The sequence below is a fragment of the Serratia sp. X10 genome (genome assembly GCF_017811775.1).
Taxonomy (GTDB): domain Bacteria; phylum Pseudomonadota; class Gammaproteobacteria; order Enterobacterales; family Enterobacteriaceae; genus Serratia; species Serratia ureilytica.
Map to the genome: position 1 here is coordinate 274,231 of NZ_JAEIOH010000005.1, position 18,045 is coordinate 292,275.

Annotated in this window: 15 protein-coding genes; 8 read left to right on the forward strand and 7 right to left on the reverse strand. The window is 59.1% G+C overall.

The window, feature by feature from the left end; translation table 11 throughout:
- Positions 1 to 64: 64 nt before the first annotated feature.
- The 3 genes from mnmG to asnC all read right to left on the reverse strand — a co-directional run bounded on the left by mnmG (position 65) and on the right by asnC (position 3,337).
- On the reverse strand, positions 65 to 1,954 hold the full coding sequence (mnmG, locus tag J9788_RS18315; protein ID WP_182265600.1) for a tRNA uridine-5-carboxymethylaminomethyl(34) synthesis enzyme MnmG: 1,890 nt from the start codon (positions 1,952 to 1,954) through the stop codon (positions 65 to 67).
- A 380-nt stretch (positions 1,955 to 2,334) separates the two neighbouring features.
- Positions 2,335 to 2,775 carry an FMN-binding protein MioC gene (mioC, locus tag J9788_RS18320; protein ID WP_015379470.1) on the reverse strand — a complete coding sequence of 147 codons (441 nt, stop codon included), beginning with the start codon at positions 2,773 to 2,775 and terminating at the stop codon, positions 2,335 to 2,337.
- Positions 2,776 to 2,875: 100 nt separating this feature from the next.
- Positions 2,876 to 3,337 (reverse strand): transcriptional regulator AsnC, encoded by a 462-nt coding sequence (asnC, locus tag J9788_RS18325; protein WP_004933786.1) that lies wholly within the window; start codon positions 3,335 to 3,337, stop codon positions 2,876 to 2,878.
- 155 nt (positions 3,338 to 3,492) lie between these two features.
- Between asnC and asnA the strand changes: the two genes are divergently transcribed.
- Positions 3,493 to 4,485, forward strand: coding sequence for an aspartate--ammonia ligase (gene asnA, locus J9788_RS18330; protein WP_182265599.1), 993 nt, complete (start codon positions 3,493 to 3,495; stop codon positions 4,483 to 4,485).
- Between the two features lie 6 nt (positions 4,486 to 4,491).
- Here the strand turns inward: asnA and viaA are convergent, their stop codons facing one another.
- Together viaA and ravA are read right to left on the reverse strand one after the other, a co-directional pair.
- Positions 4,492 to 5,955 carry an ATPase RavA stimulator ViaA gene (viaA, locus tag J9788_RS18335; RefSeq protein WP_033652330.1) on the reverse strand — a complete coding sequence of 488 codons (1,464 nt, stop codon included), beginning with the start codon at positions 5,953 to 5,955 and terminating at the stop codon, positions 4,492 to 4,494.
- A 2-nt stretch (positions 5,956 to 5,957) separates the two neighbouring features.
- Positions 5,958 to 7,466 carry an ATPase RavA gene (ravA, locus tag J9788_RS18340; RefSeq protein ID WP_182265598.1) on the reverse strand — a complete coding sequence of 503 codons (1,509 nt, stop codon included), beginning with the start codon at positions 7,464 to 7,466 and terminating at the stop codon, positions 5,958 to 5,960.
- 283 nt (positions 7,467 to 7,749) lie between these two features.
- On the opposite strand from ravA, the gene kup reads away from it, so the two are divergent.
- The 7 genes from kup to rbsR all read left to right on the forward strand — a co-directional run bounded on the left by kup (position 7,750) and on the right by rbsR (position 15,602).
- On the forward strand, positions 7,750 to 9,618 hold the full coding sequence (gene kup, locus J9788_RS18345) for a low affinity potassium transporter Kup (protein ID WP_182265597.1): 1,869 nt from the start codon (positions 7,750 to 7,752) through the stop codon (positions 9,616 to 9,618).
- 170 nt (positions 9,619 to 9,788) lie between these two features.
- Entirely contained in the window at positions 9,789 to 10,208 is a 420-nt protein-coding gene (rbsD, locus tag J9788_RS18350) for a D-ribose pyranase (RefSeq protein WP_182265596.1), read from the forward strand.
- A 7-nt stretch (positions 10,209 to 10,215) separates the two neighbouring features.
- Positions 10,216 to 11,721: a ribose ABC transporter ATP-binding protein RbsA gene (gene rbsA, locus J9788_RS18355; RefSeq protein ID WP_033652332.1), complete on the forward strand. Its 1,506-nt coding sequence runs from the start codon at positions 10,216 to 10,218 to the stop codon at positions 11,719 to 11,721.
- Positions 11,722 to 11,727: 6 nt separating this feature from the next.
- Positions 11,728 to 12,696 (forward strand): ribose ABC transporter permease, encoded by a 969-nt coding sequence (rbsC, locus tag J9788_RS18360; protein ID WP_182265595.1) that lies wholly within the window; start codon positions 11,728 to 11,730, stop codon positions 12,694 to 12,696.
- 24 nt (positions 12,697 to 12,720) lie between these two features.
- On the forward strand, positions 12,721 to 13,608 hold the full coding sequence (rbsB, locus tag J9788_RS18365) for a ribose ABC transporter substrate-binding protein RbsB (RefSeq protein ID WP_028128068.1): 888 nt from the start codon (positions 12,721 to 12,723) through the stop codon (positions 13,606 to 13,608).
- 61 nt (positions 13,609 to 13,669) lie between these two features.
- Positions 13,670 to 14,596 (forward strand): ribokinase, encoded by a 927-nt coding sequence (gene rbsK, locus J9788_RS18370; protein ID WP_046898746.1) that lies wholly within the window; start codon positions 13,670 to 13,672, stop codon positions 14,594 to 14,596.
- A gap of 4 nt (positions 14,597 to 14,600) precedes the next feature.
- Positions 14,601 to 15,602 carry a ribose operon transcriptional repressor RbsR gene (gene rbsR / locus J9788_RS18375; protein ID WP_004933756.1) on the forward strand — a complete coding sequence of 334 codons (1,002 nt, stop codon included), beginning with the start codon at positions 14,601 to 14,603 and terminating at the stop codon, positions 15,600 to 15,602.
- Here rbsR and mdtD read toward each other — a convergent pair.
- On the reverse strand, positions 15,599 to 17,014 hold the full coding sequence (gene mdtD, locus J9788_RS18380; RefSeq protein ID WP_033645165.1) for a multidrug transporter subunit MdtD: 1,416 nt from the start codon (positions 17,012 to 17,014) through the stop codon (positions 15,599 to 15,601). The two genes, rbsR and mdtD, sit on opposite strands and share 4 nt — an antisense overlap.
- A gap of 67 nt (positions 17,015 to 17,081) precedes the next feature.
- Entirely contained in the window at positions 17,082 to 17,771 is a 690-nt protein-coding gene (locus J9788_RS18385) for a FadR/GntR family transcriptional regulator (RefSeq protein ID WP_033652336.1), read from the reverse strand.
- Positions 17,772 to 18,045: the final 274 nt, after the last annotated feature.

Below are 18,045 nucleotides of genomic sequence, written 5' to 3' on the forward strand. Positions count from 1 at the left end.
CGCGTAAGTGATGTCAGCGGCCGTTTGGCTACGGGTTGAGCAAACGGCCGCCTGGATGCGGGATTTATGCGCTGCGGCGCAGCAGCCCCTGCTTTTTCAGCCAAATCAGCAAAATCGAGATCGCCGCCGGCGTAATGCCGGAGATGCGTGAAGCCTGGCCAATGGAGTTCGGTTTGTGATCGTTCAGTTTGGCGATCACTTCGTTCGACAACCCCGACACCTGACGGTAGTCGAGATCCAGCGGCAGCACGGTGTTCTCGTTGCGCTGCTGTTTTTCGATCTCTTCCTGCTGGCGAGCGATATAGCCTTCGTATTTGACCTGGATCTCGACCTGTTCGGCAGCCTGCACATCCTCCAGCGGCGGCGCGAAGGCGTCGATGCCGGTCAATTGCGCGTAGTCCATTTCCGGGCGGCGCAGCAGCTCTTCGCCGTTCGCTTCGCGTGACAGCGGCGCTTTCAGCAGCGCATTGACCTGTTCGACGTTCTCGGCGTGCGGATGCATCCAGATGTCGCGCAGGCGCTGACGTTCACGTTCGATTCGCTCCAGCTTCTCGCTATAGCGCGCCCAACGCACGTCGTCCACCAGGCCAAGTTCACGGCCTTTTTCCGTCAGACGGAGATCGGCGTTGTCTTCACGCAGCATCAGACGATACTCGGCACGCGAGGTAAACATGCGATACGGCTCTTTGGTGCCGAGGGTGCTGAGATCGTCCACCAGCACGCCCAGATAGGCTTGATCGCGACGTGGCGCCCAGCCTTCTTGCTCGGCGGCGAAGCGACCGGCGTTCAGACCGGCCAGCAGCCCCTGTGCGGCGGCTTCTTCATAGCCGGTGGTGCCGTTGATCTGGCCGGCGAAGAACAGGCCTTGAATGAATTTGCTTTCCAGCGTCGGTTTCAGGTCGCGCGGATCGAAGAAATCGTACTCGATAGCATAACCAGGGCGAATAATACGCGCGTTTTGCATCCCTTCCATCGAACGGACGATCTGCATTTGCACGTCGAACGGCAGGCTGGTGGAGATCCCGTTAGGGTAAATCTCGTTGCTGGTCAGGCCTTCCGGCTCGAGGAAGATCTGGTGCGCGTTGCGATCGGCAAAACGCATGACCTTATCTTCGATCGACGGGCAGTAACGTGGGCCGATCCCTTCGATGATCCCGGCATACATCGGGCTGCGATCGAGGTTATTGCGGATCACGTCATGGGTTTTTTCATTGGTATGGGTGATATAGCACGCCATTTGTTCCGGATGCTGGCTGGCATCGCCCAGGAACGAGAATACCGGCACCGGCGTATCGCCGTGTTGCGGCGCCAGTACGCTGAAATCGATAGTGCGGGCGTCGATGCGCGGCGGTGTCCCGGTTTTCAAGCGGTTGACGCGCAGCGGCAGTTCACGCAAACGCTGAGACAGCGAGATCGAAGGCGGATCCCCGGCGCGGCCGCCGCTGTAATTTTCCAGGCCGATATGGATCTTGCCGTCCAGGAAGGTGCCTACGGTCAATACCACCGCTTTGGCGCGGAATTTCAGGCCCATTTGGGTGACGGCGCCCACGACGCGATCGTTTTCGACAATCAGATCCTCAACTGGCTGTTGGAAGATCATCAGATTGGGCTGGTTCTCCAACGCGGTACGGATCGCCTGGCGATACAACACGCGATCCGCCTGAGCGCGTGTGGCGCGAACGGCTGGGCCTTTGCTGGCGTTTAGTATCCTAAACTGTATGCCGGCGTGGTCGATCGCTGTCGCCATCAGGCCGCCGAGTGCATCAATTTCCTTAACCAGATGCCCTTTACCAATACCGCCAATCGCCGGGTTACAGGACATCTGTCCCAGCGTGTCGATATTGTGTGTCAATAATAAAGTCTGACGTCCCATGCGCGCCGCGGCCATGGCGGCCTCGGTACCTGCATGGCCACCACCGATGATGATGACGTCAAATTGATCTGGATAAAACATGGAACTGCACCTCGCCGTATTGCGAACGATCGTATTTGCCCTGGGGTCGGGGATTCTACTCAAGTTTAGACGATCGACCAAGTGGTCAGGATCGTCGGTAATTAAAAGAAGATCTTTTTTATTTAAAGATCTCTTTATTAGATCTCTTATTAGGATCGCGATCCTCTGTGGATAAGTGACTATTCACGATGAAGATCAGCAGATTAAGGAGGATCGTTTGCTGTGAATGATCGGTGATCCCGACGCAGATAAGCTGGGATCTAAAAGGCTTGTTATGCACAGGACAAAAAGCGCACTACGGTTGTTATTGGGATAACTACGGCTTTTACCCTGCTTTTAAGCTTAGTTATCCACAATCGTTCGCGCGATCTTTAGACGAATTAGAGTAAATTAATCCAGTTTTTTACCCATTCCTCGGCCGGATCCTCGGGAATTTCATGCTCGGTCACGTCGATCTCGAGACGATCGCCGATCCTTTTAGCGCCTCTGGCGATCAACAGATCGTCGATCTGTTTGATCGCACCGCAGAAGGTGTCGTATTCCGAACTGCCTAAACCGACGGCGCCGAACTGCACTTCTGAAAGATCCGGCTGCTGCTCAGCGATCTGTTCCAACAGCGGCTGAAGGTTATCCGGTAGTTCGCCGGCGCCGTGCGTGGAAGAGACCACCAGCCAGCGGCCGTTCAACGGCAGTTCATCCAGTTCAGGGCCGTGCAGCATCTCGGTAGAAAAACCCGCGTCTTCCAGCTTTTCAGCCAAATGTTCAGCCACGTATTCGGCGCTGCCAAGCGTACTGCCACTGATCAGAGTAATGTCTGCCATGAACCAACGATCCCAACCTTCTCACTCAAAGTGGCTGCATTGTACGCTGTGAATCGGCTGGGATCTACCTGTGGATAATGTGGGTATGCAATTTGGCGGGTTACGGCACGATGGTGCGCATAATGGGGTTCTGCAGCGAGATCAGCGTTTCGGTAGACTGGATCTCGTCGATGGTCTGGATCTTGTTGATAAGTACCTGTTGCAACGCGTCGATCGAGCGGCACATCACTTTAATAAAGACGCTGTAGTGGCCGGTGGTGTAATAGGCTTCCACCACTTCTTCCAGGCTTTCCAGCTTCTTCAGTGCCGAAGGGTAGTCCTTGGCGCTCTTTAATATGATGCCGATAAAGCAGCACACGTCGTAGCCCAGCTGTTTGGGACTGACGTCAATGCGCGCGCCGGTGATGATCCCGGCCTGTTTCATCTTTTCCACCCGCACGTGAATGGTGCCGGGGCTGACGGCGAAGTTTTTCGCCAGTTCGGCGTACGGTGTGCGCGCATTGTCCATCAGGGCGTTGAGGATGCCGCGATCGAGATTATCGATCTGATAAATTTCCGCCATTTAATTCCCCATTAATTAACGATTGTTGAATTCAGTCCGGGTAAAAATGAACGATTAAAAGTGAAAAGGCAATATTGATTAGCGGATATTGAATTGGTGCATCATTTTGTTGCTTAATCGATGGCAACAGAGACAGGTTTACAAGAGATACGGCAATGAAAAAACAGTTTATCCAAAAACAACAACAAATCAGCCAGGTCAAATCCTTCTTCTCCCGCCAGCTGGAACAGCAGCTCGGTCTGATCGAAGTGCAGGCCCCGATCCTTAGCCGCCTGGGCGACGGCACGCAGGATAACCTCTCCGGCAGCGAGAAAGCGGTGCAGGTCAAAGTCAAAACCTTGCCGGACGCCACCTTCGAAGTGGTGCACTCACTGGCGAAATGGAAACGCAAGACCCTGGGCAGCTACGATTTTGGTGCCGGCGAAGGCCTGTACACCCATATGAAGGCGCTGCGCCCGGATGAAGACCGCCTGACGCCAATCCACTCGGTGTACGTCGATCAGTGGGACTGGGAGCGGGTGATGGGCGACGGTGAGCGCGGTCTGGACTATCTGAAAAGTACCGTGCGCAGCATTTACGCCGCGATCAAGGCGACGGAAGCGGAAGTCAGCCGTGAGCATGGCCTGACCCCGTTCCTACCGGAACAGATCCACTTCGTGCACAGCGAAACCCTGCTGCAGCGCTATCCGGATCTGGACGCCAAAGGGCGTGAGCGGGCGATCGCCAAAGAGCTGGGCGCGGTGTTCCTGATCGGCATCGGCGGCAAGCTGTCGCACGGCAAATCGCATGATGTGCGTGCGCCGGATTATGATGACTGGACCACGCCGACGGCGGATGGCCTGTCGGGCCTGAACGGCGATATCGTGGTGTGGAACCCGGTGCTGCAGGACGCTTTCGAGCTTTCTTCCATGGGCATCCGCGTCGACGCCGCAGCGCTGAAACATCAGCTGGCGCTGACCGGCGATGAAGATCGTATGAAGCTGGAATGGCATCAGTCGTTGCTTCGCGGCGATATGCCGCAGACCATCGGTGGCGGCATCGGTCAGTCGCGTTTGGTGATGTTGCTGTTGCAGCTGTCGCATATCGGCCAGGTGCAGTGCGGCGTGTGGTCGCCGGAAGTGCGCGACGCGGTTGAAGGCCTGCTCTGATTCCGCCTAGCGCCGCCAGCGGCGCATCAACCGGCTTTTCAACCCGGTATCGAAGCGCCAGATGTGATCGAAGATGCGCATGATGCCGGGTTTGCCGTAGGCGGACATCGCCACCGCGTGGAAACGCTGCTGGTGGCTTTGCTGCTGCTGTTTCACCTTCTTTATTACCTCCTCCGGCAACCGCTGGGCGATAAAATCGGAAATGATCACCGCATCGGCGTCGAACCAGCCGCTCTCCGCCATTTTGGTGACGGTGGCGTTCAGGCAGGCCGCCAGATCGGTGCCGCCACGAAACTGCTGGCCGAGAAAGCGCACCGCTTGTTCGATGCCGCTGGCGGCGGTGAGTTCGTAATGCACGATCTGGTTGGCGAACAGCATGATATAGCAGCGGCGGTTGTCCGCCAGCGCAATGCGCAGCAGCGCCAGACAGAACGCCTTGGCGCACTGTTCGTTGAAACCGCCCATCGATCCGGAGGTGTCCACGCAGACGATAAACGGCCCGCGCGGCTGCTGATCCTGCTGCTGGTGGGTGACCTGACGGATCAAGATCTGTTCCTGCCAGACGTCGCCCTGCAGGCGGTAGCTCAGCAGTCGCTTTTCCAGCAGGCGGCGATAAAACTCGAATTCCAGCTCTTCAATCCCCAGCGTCGCCAGCTCCGGCGGCAGCAGGCGCAGAATGTCGTCGCTTTGATGAATGCCGCTCACTTCTTCCGGCAGCGTGGCCGGCACCTGCACCATAACCCTGAACGGCTCCGGCTGCGCGTCCTGCTGCGGCACCGCCTTGGCCTGATAGCTGCGGCCCAGCTGCTGCGCCAGCTTTTTCAGCTCCGGCTGCTGCTGCAAAAAGTTGCCGTACTCCACCAGCCGCTGGTAATCGCCGCGCTGCAGCTGGCCTTTGCTCATGTCCCACAGCCTGCCGGCGGCGGTGTCGTTTTCCGACAGCAGCGGTTCCAGCGCGCCGCTCAGCGCCAGGCGTTCCTGCAGTTCCGCCATCAGCTGCTCGCGCTCTTGTTCCAGCAACTGGTGGTGCAACATGGTGGCCTGCAGCGTCAGGCTGATGCGCCAGCGCTGCAGAAACAGCGTTTGAAAACTGTCGTCCAACGGATGATTGGGCAGATCGGCGGCGTCCACCAGCGCGCGCGCCTGTTCATAAAACGGGGAAACCAGCTGGCGCAGCAGCTCCATCGTGTCGTTGAGGTTGTGATAGAACTGGGTATTGTTCTCCAGCTGGCACTGTTGGTAGCGATAGAATTCCTGCGCCAACGCCGGCGGCACCATGGCCTCCTGCAAACGCTCCTTTAGCTGCAGCTTCCAGCGCGGCAGATCGCGATCCAGCGCTCGGCGTAGGGCCGGAAACTTTTTAAAAAATACCGACAGCTGCGGCGCCGCCAGCATGCCGACTATCATCTCCTCGATCATCTCGCCTTCGGTGATCGCCAGCAGCAGATCGAGCGTCTCCAGACTGAGCATGGTTACTGGCCGCGCATTTGCTGCTGTTGCTGTTTAACCTGTTCCGCGACCTGCAGCAGACTGGCTTCGATCTTGGCCAGACCGGCGGCGGACGTGAACAGGCAGGGCTGATGTTGGCTGAAGGCGCGGCGCTGCTCCGCCAGGCGCTGGGCCAATGCGTCCATTTCATCCAGCAGCGCCTGCGGCGTAGCGGTAGCCTGTTTGCCCGGCAGCGCCAGCAGCGACGGCTGGCGGCTGACGTCCAACACCGTCAGGTGCAGTTGGTCATCGACGTCCAAATCGATCGGCTGCGCGAAGCCGATGCCGTTCAACTTGGCGCGCACGTCGCCGCCTTTTTGCAGCCAGTTGTCCAGCGCGCTGCTTTCGATGCTCAGATGGTTGACCTGAATGTCATGCAGCTGCAGCGGTTTTTGCAGCAGCAGGGTGAGGGTGCCGCCGGCGAACGGCGTGGCCAGCGCGTATTGCGGTTTGCGGCTGAACATCCCGCCTTTTTTCACCAGGCTGATGGCCTGCCGGTCGCTTTGTTGCTGCTGGTCCTGCATCCAGCGGGTATGGATCTGTTGCAGTTGGATCAACATCGACTGCTGCTGATAGGCCGATTCGGTCAGCAGTTGATCGATCTGCTGTTGCAGCAGCTTCAGCGAGGTGAGATCGTGCCACAGGCAGTCTTTCAACAGCATCAGATCGAGCGGGGCGATGGCGTCGCGCCCGCTGAAGAAGGCGCAGGCCTGCAGCAGGCGCAGGGCTTTTTTCCAGCGTCGATCGGAGACGTACGGCGCCTGTTCCAGCGCGTCCAGCCGCTGGCGCAGTTGGAAAATCAGCTCAAAGCAGGCTTCCGGCAGCGCCACCTTATCGATCTGCGGCTGCCACTGCAGAAACTCTTCGTCGCTGATGCTCAGCGCCGCCGGCACCGGGTTTTGGCTTTCGCTCTGGCGGTTGACCAGCAGCGAGCGGAAATTCTGTTTATCCTGCACCTTGTCCAGCCACAGGCGAATCAGCATGCGGTCATACAGGGCTTCGAGGCTGTTGTCCGCTTCGGGCAGTTCGTTGGAAGCGGTGACCAGCAGGCGCAGCGGGATCGGTTCTTCGCTGTTGCCGTTGCGAAAGCGGCGTTCGTTGATCGCCGTCAGCAGGGTGTTGAGGATCGCCGGGCCGGCCTTCCAGATCTCGTCCAGAAACACGATCTCCGCTTCCGGCAGATAGCCGGCGGTCAGGCGTTGATAGCGCCCTTCATCTTTCAGCGCCTGAATCGAGAGCGGGCCGAAGACCTCTTCCGGCGTGGAAAAGCGCGTCATCAGGTATTCAAAAGAGCGGGCGTTGCGGAAGGCAAACTTCAGCCGGCGCGCGATCAGGCTTTTGGCGATGCCGGGCGGGCCGAGCAAGAATACGCTTTCGCCGCTCAGCGCCGCCAGCAGGCACAGGCGGATCGCCTCTTGCCGCTCATAAAGGCCGCTCTCCAGCGCGCTGCTGAGGCGGGAAATTCGTTCTGCCAGAAGGGATGATGGCGTCATATAATCGTCGTATTGTCCGAGAGTTAGCCAATCTTGGTCGATAATTCGATGATAAACCACCATTATTTTTAATGGTATAGCTTATTGATTAGTAAAAATTTTCTCAGTTGAGTCGGATATCCGGTTCACATTTTGTTTATTTTTCGGCTCTGATATAAGGGTAGGCAAGCGGTATAAATGGTGCATACTGTGCGGCTTTCTGGTGGGCGTGACGGATCTTTGAGCCCGTATTTTGCCTGATGCGGATGCATCGCTAACGGATGTTCTGATAAAGAAACGAATTATGAGCGCAGAGCATAAGCAGTCCCTATCGGCGGTAACCCTGGCTGCCATCGGCGTGGTCTACGGTGATATCGGCACCAGTCCTCTCTATACGTTGAGAGAGTGTTTCTCCGGCCATTACGGCTTCGATGTTCGTCCAGACGTGGTTTTCGGCTTCCTGTCGCTGATTTTCTGGATGCTGATCGTGATCGTTTCCCTCAAATATCTCACCTACGTGATGCGGGCGGACAACGCCGGCGAAGGCGGCATTTTGACGCTGATGTCGCTGGCCGGGCGCAATACCTCGGCGCGCACCACCGCAGTGCTGGTGATACTGGGCCTGATCGGCGGCAGCTTCTTCTATGGCGAGGTGGTGATCACCCCGGCGATCTCGGTGATGTCGGCGATAGAGGGGTTGGAAATCGCCGCGCCTGCGCTCGACGCCTATATCGTGCCGCTCTCGATTCTGGTGCTGACCCTGCTGTTCGTTATCCAAAAACACGGCACCGGCAGCGTCGGCAAGCTGTTCGCCCCGGTAATGCTGTTGTGGTTCATCGTGTTGGCGGTGCTGGGCGCGCGCAGCATCATTTCGAACCCCGAAGTGCTGCAGGCGCTGAATCCCAAATGGGCGCTTAACTTCTTTATGGAATATAAGAAGGTGTCGTTCTTCGCGTTGGGGGCGGTGGTGCTGTCGATCACCGGCGTTGAGGCGCTGTATGCCGACATGGGGCACTTCGGCAAGTTCCCGATCCGCCTGGCCTGGTTCTCCGTGGTGCTGCCTTCGCTGGTGCTCAACTACTTCGGCCAGGGGGCGTTGCTGCTGAAAAACCCTGAAGCGATCAAAAACCCATTCTTCCTGCTGGCGCCCGACTGGGCGCTGATCCCGCTGCTGATTCTGGCAACCCTGGCAACGGTCATCGCCTCGCAGGCGGTGATTTCCGGCGTCTTCTCGCTGACTCGCCAGGCGGTGCGCCTGGGGTATTTGTCGCCGATGCGCATCATTCACACCTCGGAAATGGAATCCGGCCAGATCTACATTCCGGTGATCAACTGGACGCTGTATATCTCGGTGGTGCTGGTGATCATCGGCTTCGAACACTCCAGCAACCTGGCGGCGGCGTACGGTATCGCCGTCACCGGCACCATGGTGCTGACCAGCATACTGGTCACTTCGGTGGCGATTAATAACTGGCACTGGAACCGCTTCCTGGCGATCGGCATCGTAACCATCTTGCTGATCATCGACGTGCCGATGTTCTCCGCCAACGCCCTGAAGCTGTTCTCCGGCGGCTGGCTGCCGCTGACCCTGGCGCTGGTGATGTTCATCATTATGACTACCTGGAAGAGCGAGCGCTTCCGCCTGTTGCGTCGTCTGCATGAGCACGGCAACTCACTGGAGGCGATGATTGCCTCGCTGGAGAAATCGCCGCCGGTACGGGTGCCGGGCACCGCGGTCTTCTTGTCGCGCGCCACCAACGTCATTCCTTTTGCGCTGTTGCATAACCTGAAACACAATAAGGTGCTGCACGAGCGCGTGGTGCTGCTGACGCTGCGCACCGAGGATGCGCCTTACGTGCACAACGTGCGCCGGGTGACCATCGAGCAGCTGTCGCCGACCTTCTGGCGGGTGGTGGCCAGCTACGGCTGGCGCGAAACGCCGAACGTGGAGGAAGTGTTCCACCGCTGCGGGCTGGAAGGGTTGCCGTGCCGCATGTCGGAGACGTCGTTCTTCATGTCCCATGAATCGCTGATCCTCACCAAGCGGCCATGGTACCTCTACCTGCGCGGCAAACTGTTCGTTGCTCTGAGCCGCAATGCGCTGCGCGCACCGGATCAGTTCGAAATCCCGCCGAACCGGGTCATCGAGCTCGGCACGCAGGTCGAGATCTAACCCGCCTGACAGGGGCTCAGCTAGGCTGGGCCCCTTTTGTTTGCGCTTTCTCCGTGCGCGAACGAAACGTTTCGATGACGATCACACTTCTGCATTGTCCGGGTTGCCTTCCCCTGCCGTTTTTTTACACTCCTCCAGAGAGCGAAACGTTTCGCTAGCGGAGTGAGAAGATGAAAAAAGGCGTATTACTGAATTCCGACGTGTCTGCCGTGATTGCCCGGCTGGGGCATACCGATCAGCTCACCTTGTGCGATGCGGGTTTGCCGATACCGGCGGCGACGCAGCGCATCGATCTGGCGCTGACGCAGGGCGTGCCGACCTTCATGCAGGTGTTCGCGGCGGTCACGCAAGAGATGCAGGTAGAAAGCGCCATCCTGGCGGAAGAAATCGTGAAACAAAATCCGTCGCTCCACGAGGCATTGTTGGCTGAACTGAACGCACTGGGCCAACGCCAGGGCAATACCATCGGCGTGCGTTATATCAGCCATCAGGCGTTTAAAGCGCAAACCGAGCACAGCCGGGCGGTGATCCGCAGCGGGGAGTGTTCGCCTTACGCGAACGTGATCCTGTGCGCCGGCGTAACTTTCTGAGGCGTTTATGCAACCTTTACTGCAACTGAAAGGGATTGATAAAGCCTTTCCCGGCGTGAAGGCGCTTTCCGGCGCCGCTCTCAGCGTTTATCCCGGCAAGGTGATGGCGCTGGTGGGGGAAAACGGCGCCGGGAAGTCCACCATGATGAAAGTGCTGACCGGCATCTACCAGAAAGACGCAGGCAGTCAGTATTTTCTCGGTAAAGAGGTGGCGTTCAACGGGCCTAAGGATTCGCAGGAAGCGGGCATCGGCATTATCCACCAGGAGCTGAACCTGATCCCGCAGCTGACGATTGCGGAAAACATCTTCCTCGGCCGCGAGTTCGTCAACCGTTTCGGCCGCATTGACTGGAAGCGCATGTACGCCGAGGCCGATCGCTTGCTGGCGCGCCTCAACCTGCGCTACAGCAGCCACCGGCTGGTGGGCGAGCTGTCGATTGGCGATCAGCAGATGGTGGAGATTGCCAAGGTGCTGAGCTTCGAATCGAAAGTGATCATCATGGACGAACCAACCGATGCGTTGACCGACACCGAAACCGCCTCGCTGTTCAAGGTGATCAATGAGCTGAAGGCCGAAGGGCGCGGCATCGTCTATATCTCACACCGTCTGAAAGAGATCTTTGAAATCTGCGACGACGTGACGGTATTTCGCGACGGGCAGTTCATCGCCGAGCGGCCGGTGAGCGAGCTGCAGGAAGATTCGCTGATTGAGATGATGGTCGGTCGCAAGCTGGAAGAACAATACCCGCGCCTTGATTTACCGCGCGGGGAAAAGCGGCTGGAAGTCAGTCATCTTTCCGGACCCGGCGTTGAAGACGTCAGCTTTACGCTGTATCGCGGTGAGATCCTCGGCGTGGCCGGCTTGATGGGCGCCGGGCGCACCGAATTGATGAAGATTCTGTACGGCGCCGCGCCGCGCAAGGCCGGCACCGTCAACCTCGACGGCCGCGAGGTGGTCACCCATTCGCCGCAGGATGGATTGGCGAACGGCATCGTCTATATCTCGGAAGACCGTAAGCGCGACGGCCTGGTGCTGGGCATGTCGGTAAAGGAAAACATGTCTCTGACCGCGCTGCGCTACTTCAGCCGCGCCGACGGCAGCCTGAAACAGGCCGACGAGCGGCAGGCGGTGGGGGACTTCATCCGCCTGTTCAATATCAAAACGCCGTCGATGGAGCAGCCGATAGGTCTGCTTTCCGGCGGTAATCAGCAGAAAGTGGCGATCGCCCGCGGCCTGATGACCCGGCCGAAGGTGCTGATCCTCGATGAGCCGACGCGCGGCGTCGATGTCGGGGCGAAAAAAGAGATCTATCAGTTAATCAACCAGTTCAAGCAGGAAGGGCTGAGCATCATTCTGGTGTCTTCGGAAATGCCGGAGGTGATGGGCATGAGCGATCGCATTCTGGTGATGCACGAAGGGCATCTCAGCGGCGAGTTCCCGATTGAACAGGCCACCCAGGAAGCGTTGATGGCGGCAGCCGTCGGCAAGCAATACGGCGTAAAGCAGGAGTAATCAGATATGAGTTCCCAGACTATCGCAGCTAAGCGCTGGTTCAGTAAAGAATGGCTGTTAGAGCAGAAGTCGTTGATTGCGCTGCTGGTGCTGATCGCCGTGGTCTCTTCCATGAGCCCGAACTTCTTCACCCTGAACAACCTGTTCAATATTCTGCAGCAGACCTCGGTCAACGCCATCATGGCGGTGGGGATGACGCTGGTGATCCTCACTTCCGGCATCGATCTGTCGGTGGGATCGCTGCTGGCCCTGACCGGCGCGGTGGCAGCGTCGATCGTCGGCTTTGAAGTCAACGCGCTGGTGGCGGTGGCGGCGGCCTTGGCGCTGGGCGCCGCGATTGGCGCCTGCACCGGGGTGATCGTCGCCAAAGGCAAGGTGCAAGCCTTTATCGCTACGCTGGTGATGATGCTGCTGCTGCGCGGCGTCACCATGGTGTACACCAACGGCAGCCCGATCAATACCGGTTTCACCGACGTGGCCGACACCTTTGGTTGGTTCGGCATCGGCCGTCCGCTGGGTGTGCCTACGCCGATCTGGATCATGGCGTTCGTGTTCATCGCCGCCTGGTATATGCTGCACCATACGCGCCTGGGCCGCTATATTTATGCCCTGGGCGGCAATGAAGCGGCGACACGCCTGTCCGGTATCAGCGTCGATAAAGTGAAAATTATCGTCTATTCGCTGTGCGGCCTGCTGGCGGCGCTGGCGGGGGTGATCGAAGTAGCGCGCCTCTCGTCGGCGCAGCCGACTGCCGGCACCGGCTATGAGCTGGACGCCATCGCCGCCGTGGTGCTGGGCGGCACCAGCCTGGCCGGCGGCAAGGGACGCATCGTCGGCACGCTGATCGGGGCGCTGATCCTCGGTTTTCTGAACAACGGCCTGAATTTACTGGGTGTTTCTTCCTACTACCAAATGATCGTGAAGGCAGTGGTGATACTGCTGGCGGTTCTGGTAGATAACAAAAGCAACAAGTAACCTCCCCCTACAGGAATCACGATGATGAAAATGAAAAAACTGGCAACCTTAGCTTCCGCCATCGCGTTGAGCGCCACCCTGAGCGCCAATGCCATGGCCAAAGACACCATCGCGCTGGTGGTGTCCACCCTCAACAACCCGTTCTTCGTCTCGATGAAGGATGGGGCGCAGCAAGAGGCCAACAAGCTGGGTTATAACCTGGTGGTGCTGGATTCCCAAAACAACCCGGCGAAAGAGCTGGCCAACGTGCAGGATCTGATGGTGCGGGCGCCCAAGCTGCTGTTGATCAACCCGACCGACTCCGATGCGGTGGGCAACGCCATCAAGATGGCCAACCAGGCTAAGATCCCGGTCATCACGCTGGACCGCGTGGCGAGCAAGGGTGAAGTGGTGAGCCATATCGCTTCGGATAACCGCGTGGGCGGCAAAATGGCCGGCGACTTCATCGCCAAGAAAGCGGGCGCCGACGCCAAGGTGATTCAGCTGGAAGGCATTGCCGGCACCTCCGCCGCGCGTGAACGCGGCGAAGGCTTCAAACAGTCGCTGGATCAGAATAAATTCAAGCTGCTGGCCAGCCAGCCGGCCGATTTCGACCGCACCAAGGGCCTGAACGTGATGCAGAACCTGCTGACCGCTCACCCGGATGTGCAGGCGGTATTTGCCCAGAACGATGAAATGGCGCTGGGCGCGCTGCGTGCGCTGCAAACCGCCGGTAAAACCGACGTGATCGTGGTAGGCTTCGACGGCACTGCCGACGGCGTGAAAGCGGTTGAAGGCGGCAAGCTGGCGGCGACCGTGGCGCAGCGTCCCGATCAGATCGGCGTGATAGGCGTGGAAACCGCCGATAAAGTGCTGAAAGGCGAAAAAGTGCCGGCGACCATTCCGGTCGATTTGAAACTGGTCACTCAGTAAGTCATACCAGCGCCATCGGGACGGGGCGTTTACGATGGCGCGCAATTCAGGAATCAATGCGATGGAAACAGGTAAGCTGGTGGTTCTGGGCAGCATCAATGCCGACCATATCCTCAATATTGAACAATTCCCCCACCCGGGCGAAACGGTGATCGGGAAGCAGTATAAGGTGGCGTTTGGCGGCAAGGGCGCGAATCAGGCGGTGGCGGCCGGGCGCAGTGGGGCGGAGATCGCCTTTATCGCCTGCGTGGGTGCCGACGATATCGGCGAGCGTGTCCGCCGGCAGCTGGCGAGCGATCGCATTGATACCCAACCGATTGAAGCCATCGCCGACAGCACCACCGGCGTGGCGCTGATCTTCGTCAACGCCGAAGGCGAGAACGTGATCGGCATCAATGCCGGCGCCAACGCCGCGGTGACGCCGGATTACCTGGCGCGCTACCGGCAAAAAGTCATCGACGCCGACGCCCTGCTGATGCAGCTGGAGTCGCCGTTGGAGACGGTGATCGCCGCCGCCCGCTTGGCCAAGCAACATCAAACGCAGGTGATCCTCAACCCGGCCCCGGCGCGCGAGCTGCCGGACGAGCTGCTGGGGATGATTGATATGATCACCCCGAATGAAACCGAAGCGCAGCGCCTGACCGGCATCGCCGTGGACAGCGACGCCGATGCGGCGCGCGCGGCGCAGGCGCTGCACGACAAAGGCATCGCGACGGTGATCATCACCCTCGGCAGCCGCGGCGTGTGGCTGAGCGAAAACGGCAACGGCAAACGGGTGCCCGGCTTCAAAGTGCAAGCGGTGGATACCATCGCCGCCGGCGATACCTTTAACGGCGCGCTGGTCACTGCCCTGTTGGAAGGCAAGATCATGGCCGACGCGGTGCGTTTCGCCCATGCGGCGGCGGCGATCGCCGTCACCCGCCCCGGCGCGCAGCCTTCGGTGCCGTGGCGCGAAGAGATCGACGCCTTCTTGCAGCAACAGGGGTGATCCTTTGGCCACCATGAAAGATGTCGCCCGCCTGGCGGGCGTTTCAACCTCTACCGTTTCGCATGTGGTCAACAACAATCGCTTTGTCAGCGACAGCGTGCGCGACAAGGTCATGGCGGCCGTGGAACAGTTGAACTATGCGCCTTCTGCGCTGGCGCGCAGCCTGAAGCTTAATCAGACCCGCACCATCGGCATGCTGGTGACCGCCAGCAACAACCCGTTTTATGCTGAAGTGGTGCGCGGCGTGGAGCGCAGCTGCTATGAACGCGGCTACAGCCTGATACTGTGCAATACCGAAGAAGACGCCGCGCGCATGAACCGCAGTATGGAGACGCTGCTGCAAAAGCGCGTCGACGGTTTGCTGTTGATGTGCACCGAAAATCACCGGCCATCTCAGGATGCCCTGAGTCGCTACCCGTCATTGCCGATCGTGATGATGGACTGGGCGCCGTTCGAGGGCGCGAACGACATTATTCAGGATAACTCGCTGCTGGGCGGCGAGATGGCGACCGATCATCTGATCGCCCGCGGCTACCGCAAGATTGCCTGCATCGCCGGCCCGCAGGACAAAACCACCGCTCGTCACCGGCTGGAAGGCTATCGCAACGCGATGCGGCGTGCCGGATTACCGGTTCCGACAGGGTATGAAGTGCATTGCGACTTTGAGTTTGAGGGCGGCGTGAACGCCATGCGCCAACTGCTGGCGCTGGAAGAGCCGCCGCATGCGGTGTTTGCCGGCAACGACGCGGTGGCGGTAGGCGTTTATCAGGCGCTGTATCAGGCCGGGCTTTCCGTGCCGCAGGATATGGCGGTGATGGGGTACGATGACATTGAACTGGCGCGTTATCTGGCGCCGCCGCTGAGCACCATTCATCAACCGAAGGATTCGCTGGGCGAGCTGGCGATCGATGCGCTGATCAACCGCCTGCAAAACCCGGAGCGCGCTCCCCAGGTGCTGGTGCTGACGCCCGAGCTGGTGGAACGCGCCTCGGTGGGCCGCCGTTAACTGGCCGCCTTCGCTTCTTTCTTGCTTTCCTGGCCGCTGATCAAGTTGCGGCCATCTTTCCTTCTCAGCAACATAAATACCAGCGCCGACGCCACGGTGACGATCCCCATGGTGATAAAGGTGTAGTGGAAGTGGTCGATCATGGTGCCTAACGACAGGGATTCGTAAAAACGCAGCACCGCCGCGCTGATCGCGACGCCGAAACTGATGGACAGCTGTTGGGTGACCGCCAGGACGCTGTTGCCGGCGCTGGCGTTGGCGTCGTTCAAATCCGCCAGGCTGATGGTATTCATGGCGGTGAACTGGGTGGACATCGCCATGCCCAGTACGAACAGCGGCAGGATCATCAGCCACAGCGGCATGCCTGGGCTCTGCAGGGCGAACTGCGCGATCAGCGCTCCGATGATAACGGTGATGCCGACCAGCGTTTTACGGTAGCCGAACCAGCGCAACACCTGAGTGACGGTGGATTTCGCCATCAGCGAGCCGATGGCGGTCGGCGCCATCATGCAGCCGGCGACGATCGCCGTGTAGCCAAATCCCACCTGCAGCATGAGCGGCATCAAAAACGGCACACAGCCGGTGCCCAACCTGGAGGCGACGTTGCCGGCGATGCCGACCGAGAAAGTGCGGGTTTTGAACAGGTCGAGGCCGATCAGCGGCTGAGGATGACGGCGGGCGTGCGCGATGTAGCCGAACAGCATCACGAAGCCACTGAGCAGAATGCCCAGCGAAACGTAGCTCGCCAGCACCCGCTCGCCAAACAGTTCCAGCCCGGTGGAGATCAGCACCAGGCTCAGGCCGAACAGCATAAAGCCCAGAAAATCGAAGCGGCGCTTGGGCGTGGTGAAGTCCGGCATGTATTTGCGCGCATAGAAGATGCCGAGCAGGCCGATAGGGATATTGATCAGGAAAATCCAATGCCAGGTGGCGTAGGTCACCAGCCAGCCGCCCAGCAGCGGCCCCAGAATCGGCCCGACCAGGCCGGGCATGGTGACGAAATTCAGCACCGGCAGCAGTTCGCTGCGCGGGTAGGCGCGCAGCAGCGCCAGTCGCGCGACCGGCATCATCATCGCGCCGCCGATGCCCTGCAGCACGCGAGAGGCAACCAGCACGCTCAACGTGGGGGAGAGGGCGCACAACAGCGAACCGAGGGTGAATAACGTGACGGCGAAGATGAACACGCGGCGGGTGCCGAAGCGGTCCGCCAGCCAACCGCTGACCGGGATCAGCATCGCCACCGTCAGCGTATAGCTGATGACGGCCGATTGCATCGCCAGCGGCGAGTGCCCCAGGCTGTGGGCGATCGCCGGCAGCGCCGTGTTGAGGATGGTGGCGTCCAGCGCCTGCATAAAGAACGCCATTGCGGCGATCCACGGGAGTCCTGCCATACTGCGCGCGGATTGGGTCATGGTCGGTCCTGGTTAAATGGTCGTCTCTCCCTCATCTCTTTCTTCTATCTATAAGCGGGGAGCGTGTCTAGTCTTTCTCTTTCAGCAAAACTTGGCAGGCGACGAGGGCGCCTGCGCTGTCTCCGGCGAGTATCGCATCGACGATAGCCTGATGGTGGCGCAGCTTGATCACTTCATTGCCGGTGATGGCTCGGAAGTAACTCTGATACACCGAACTGAACAGGTTGGCGAACGAGGTCAGGAACGGATTGCCGCTGGCCTCGTAGATGAGCTGGTGGAATTGGGTATCGACCTGGATCCAGCGCTCGCGATCAAACTGGGTATGCAGCGCGCGCATTTCCGCCATCAGTTCCGCCAGCAGTTTGGTTTGCTGCGGGCTGGCGTGGTCTGCCGCCAACGCGCAGGCCTGCGGTTCCAGCGAGGTGCGCAATATAAGGAAGTGTTGCATCACCTGATCGAAGTTTTCCCGCGTCATCCACCAGGTCAGTAAATCCTGATCGAGGAAATTCCATTGGCTTTGCGGCATCACGCGGGTGCCAATGCGCGGGCGCGGCAACAACATGCCTTTGGCGGCTAACATCTTTACCGCTTCGCGCACCGCGGTGCGGCTGACGCCGAATTGCTCGCCCAGTTCCATTTCACCGGGCAGGATGCTGCCGGCCTGATAATCGCCTGCCAGAATTTGTTGGCCGAGTTTCTCTGCAAGCAGATAAGAAAGATTGCGTTGGGCGGCCTGTTGTTGTGCATTTAATGGCATGGCTGCGGATCCTTACTGACTTCGTTTCTTCTATTTTACTCCAGTGATCGCCAGCTTTTATGGCTGTTTGCCTGAAAAAGTGACATAAATTCGCCGCTTTTTTGCTCTTTTGCCGAAAAAATCCGCGCTTGAAAAGTTTTTTGCATTTAGGGGTTGCGGCCTGCCGAGAACTCCCTATAATGCGCCTCCACTGACCGGGAACAACGACTGACAAGCCGCCGGGTCAGCGAGAGGAAAGCGAAATAAACGCTTGACTCTCCGGGTGAAAAGCGTA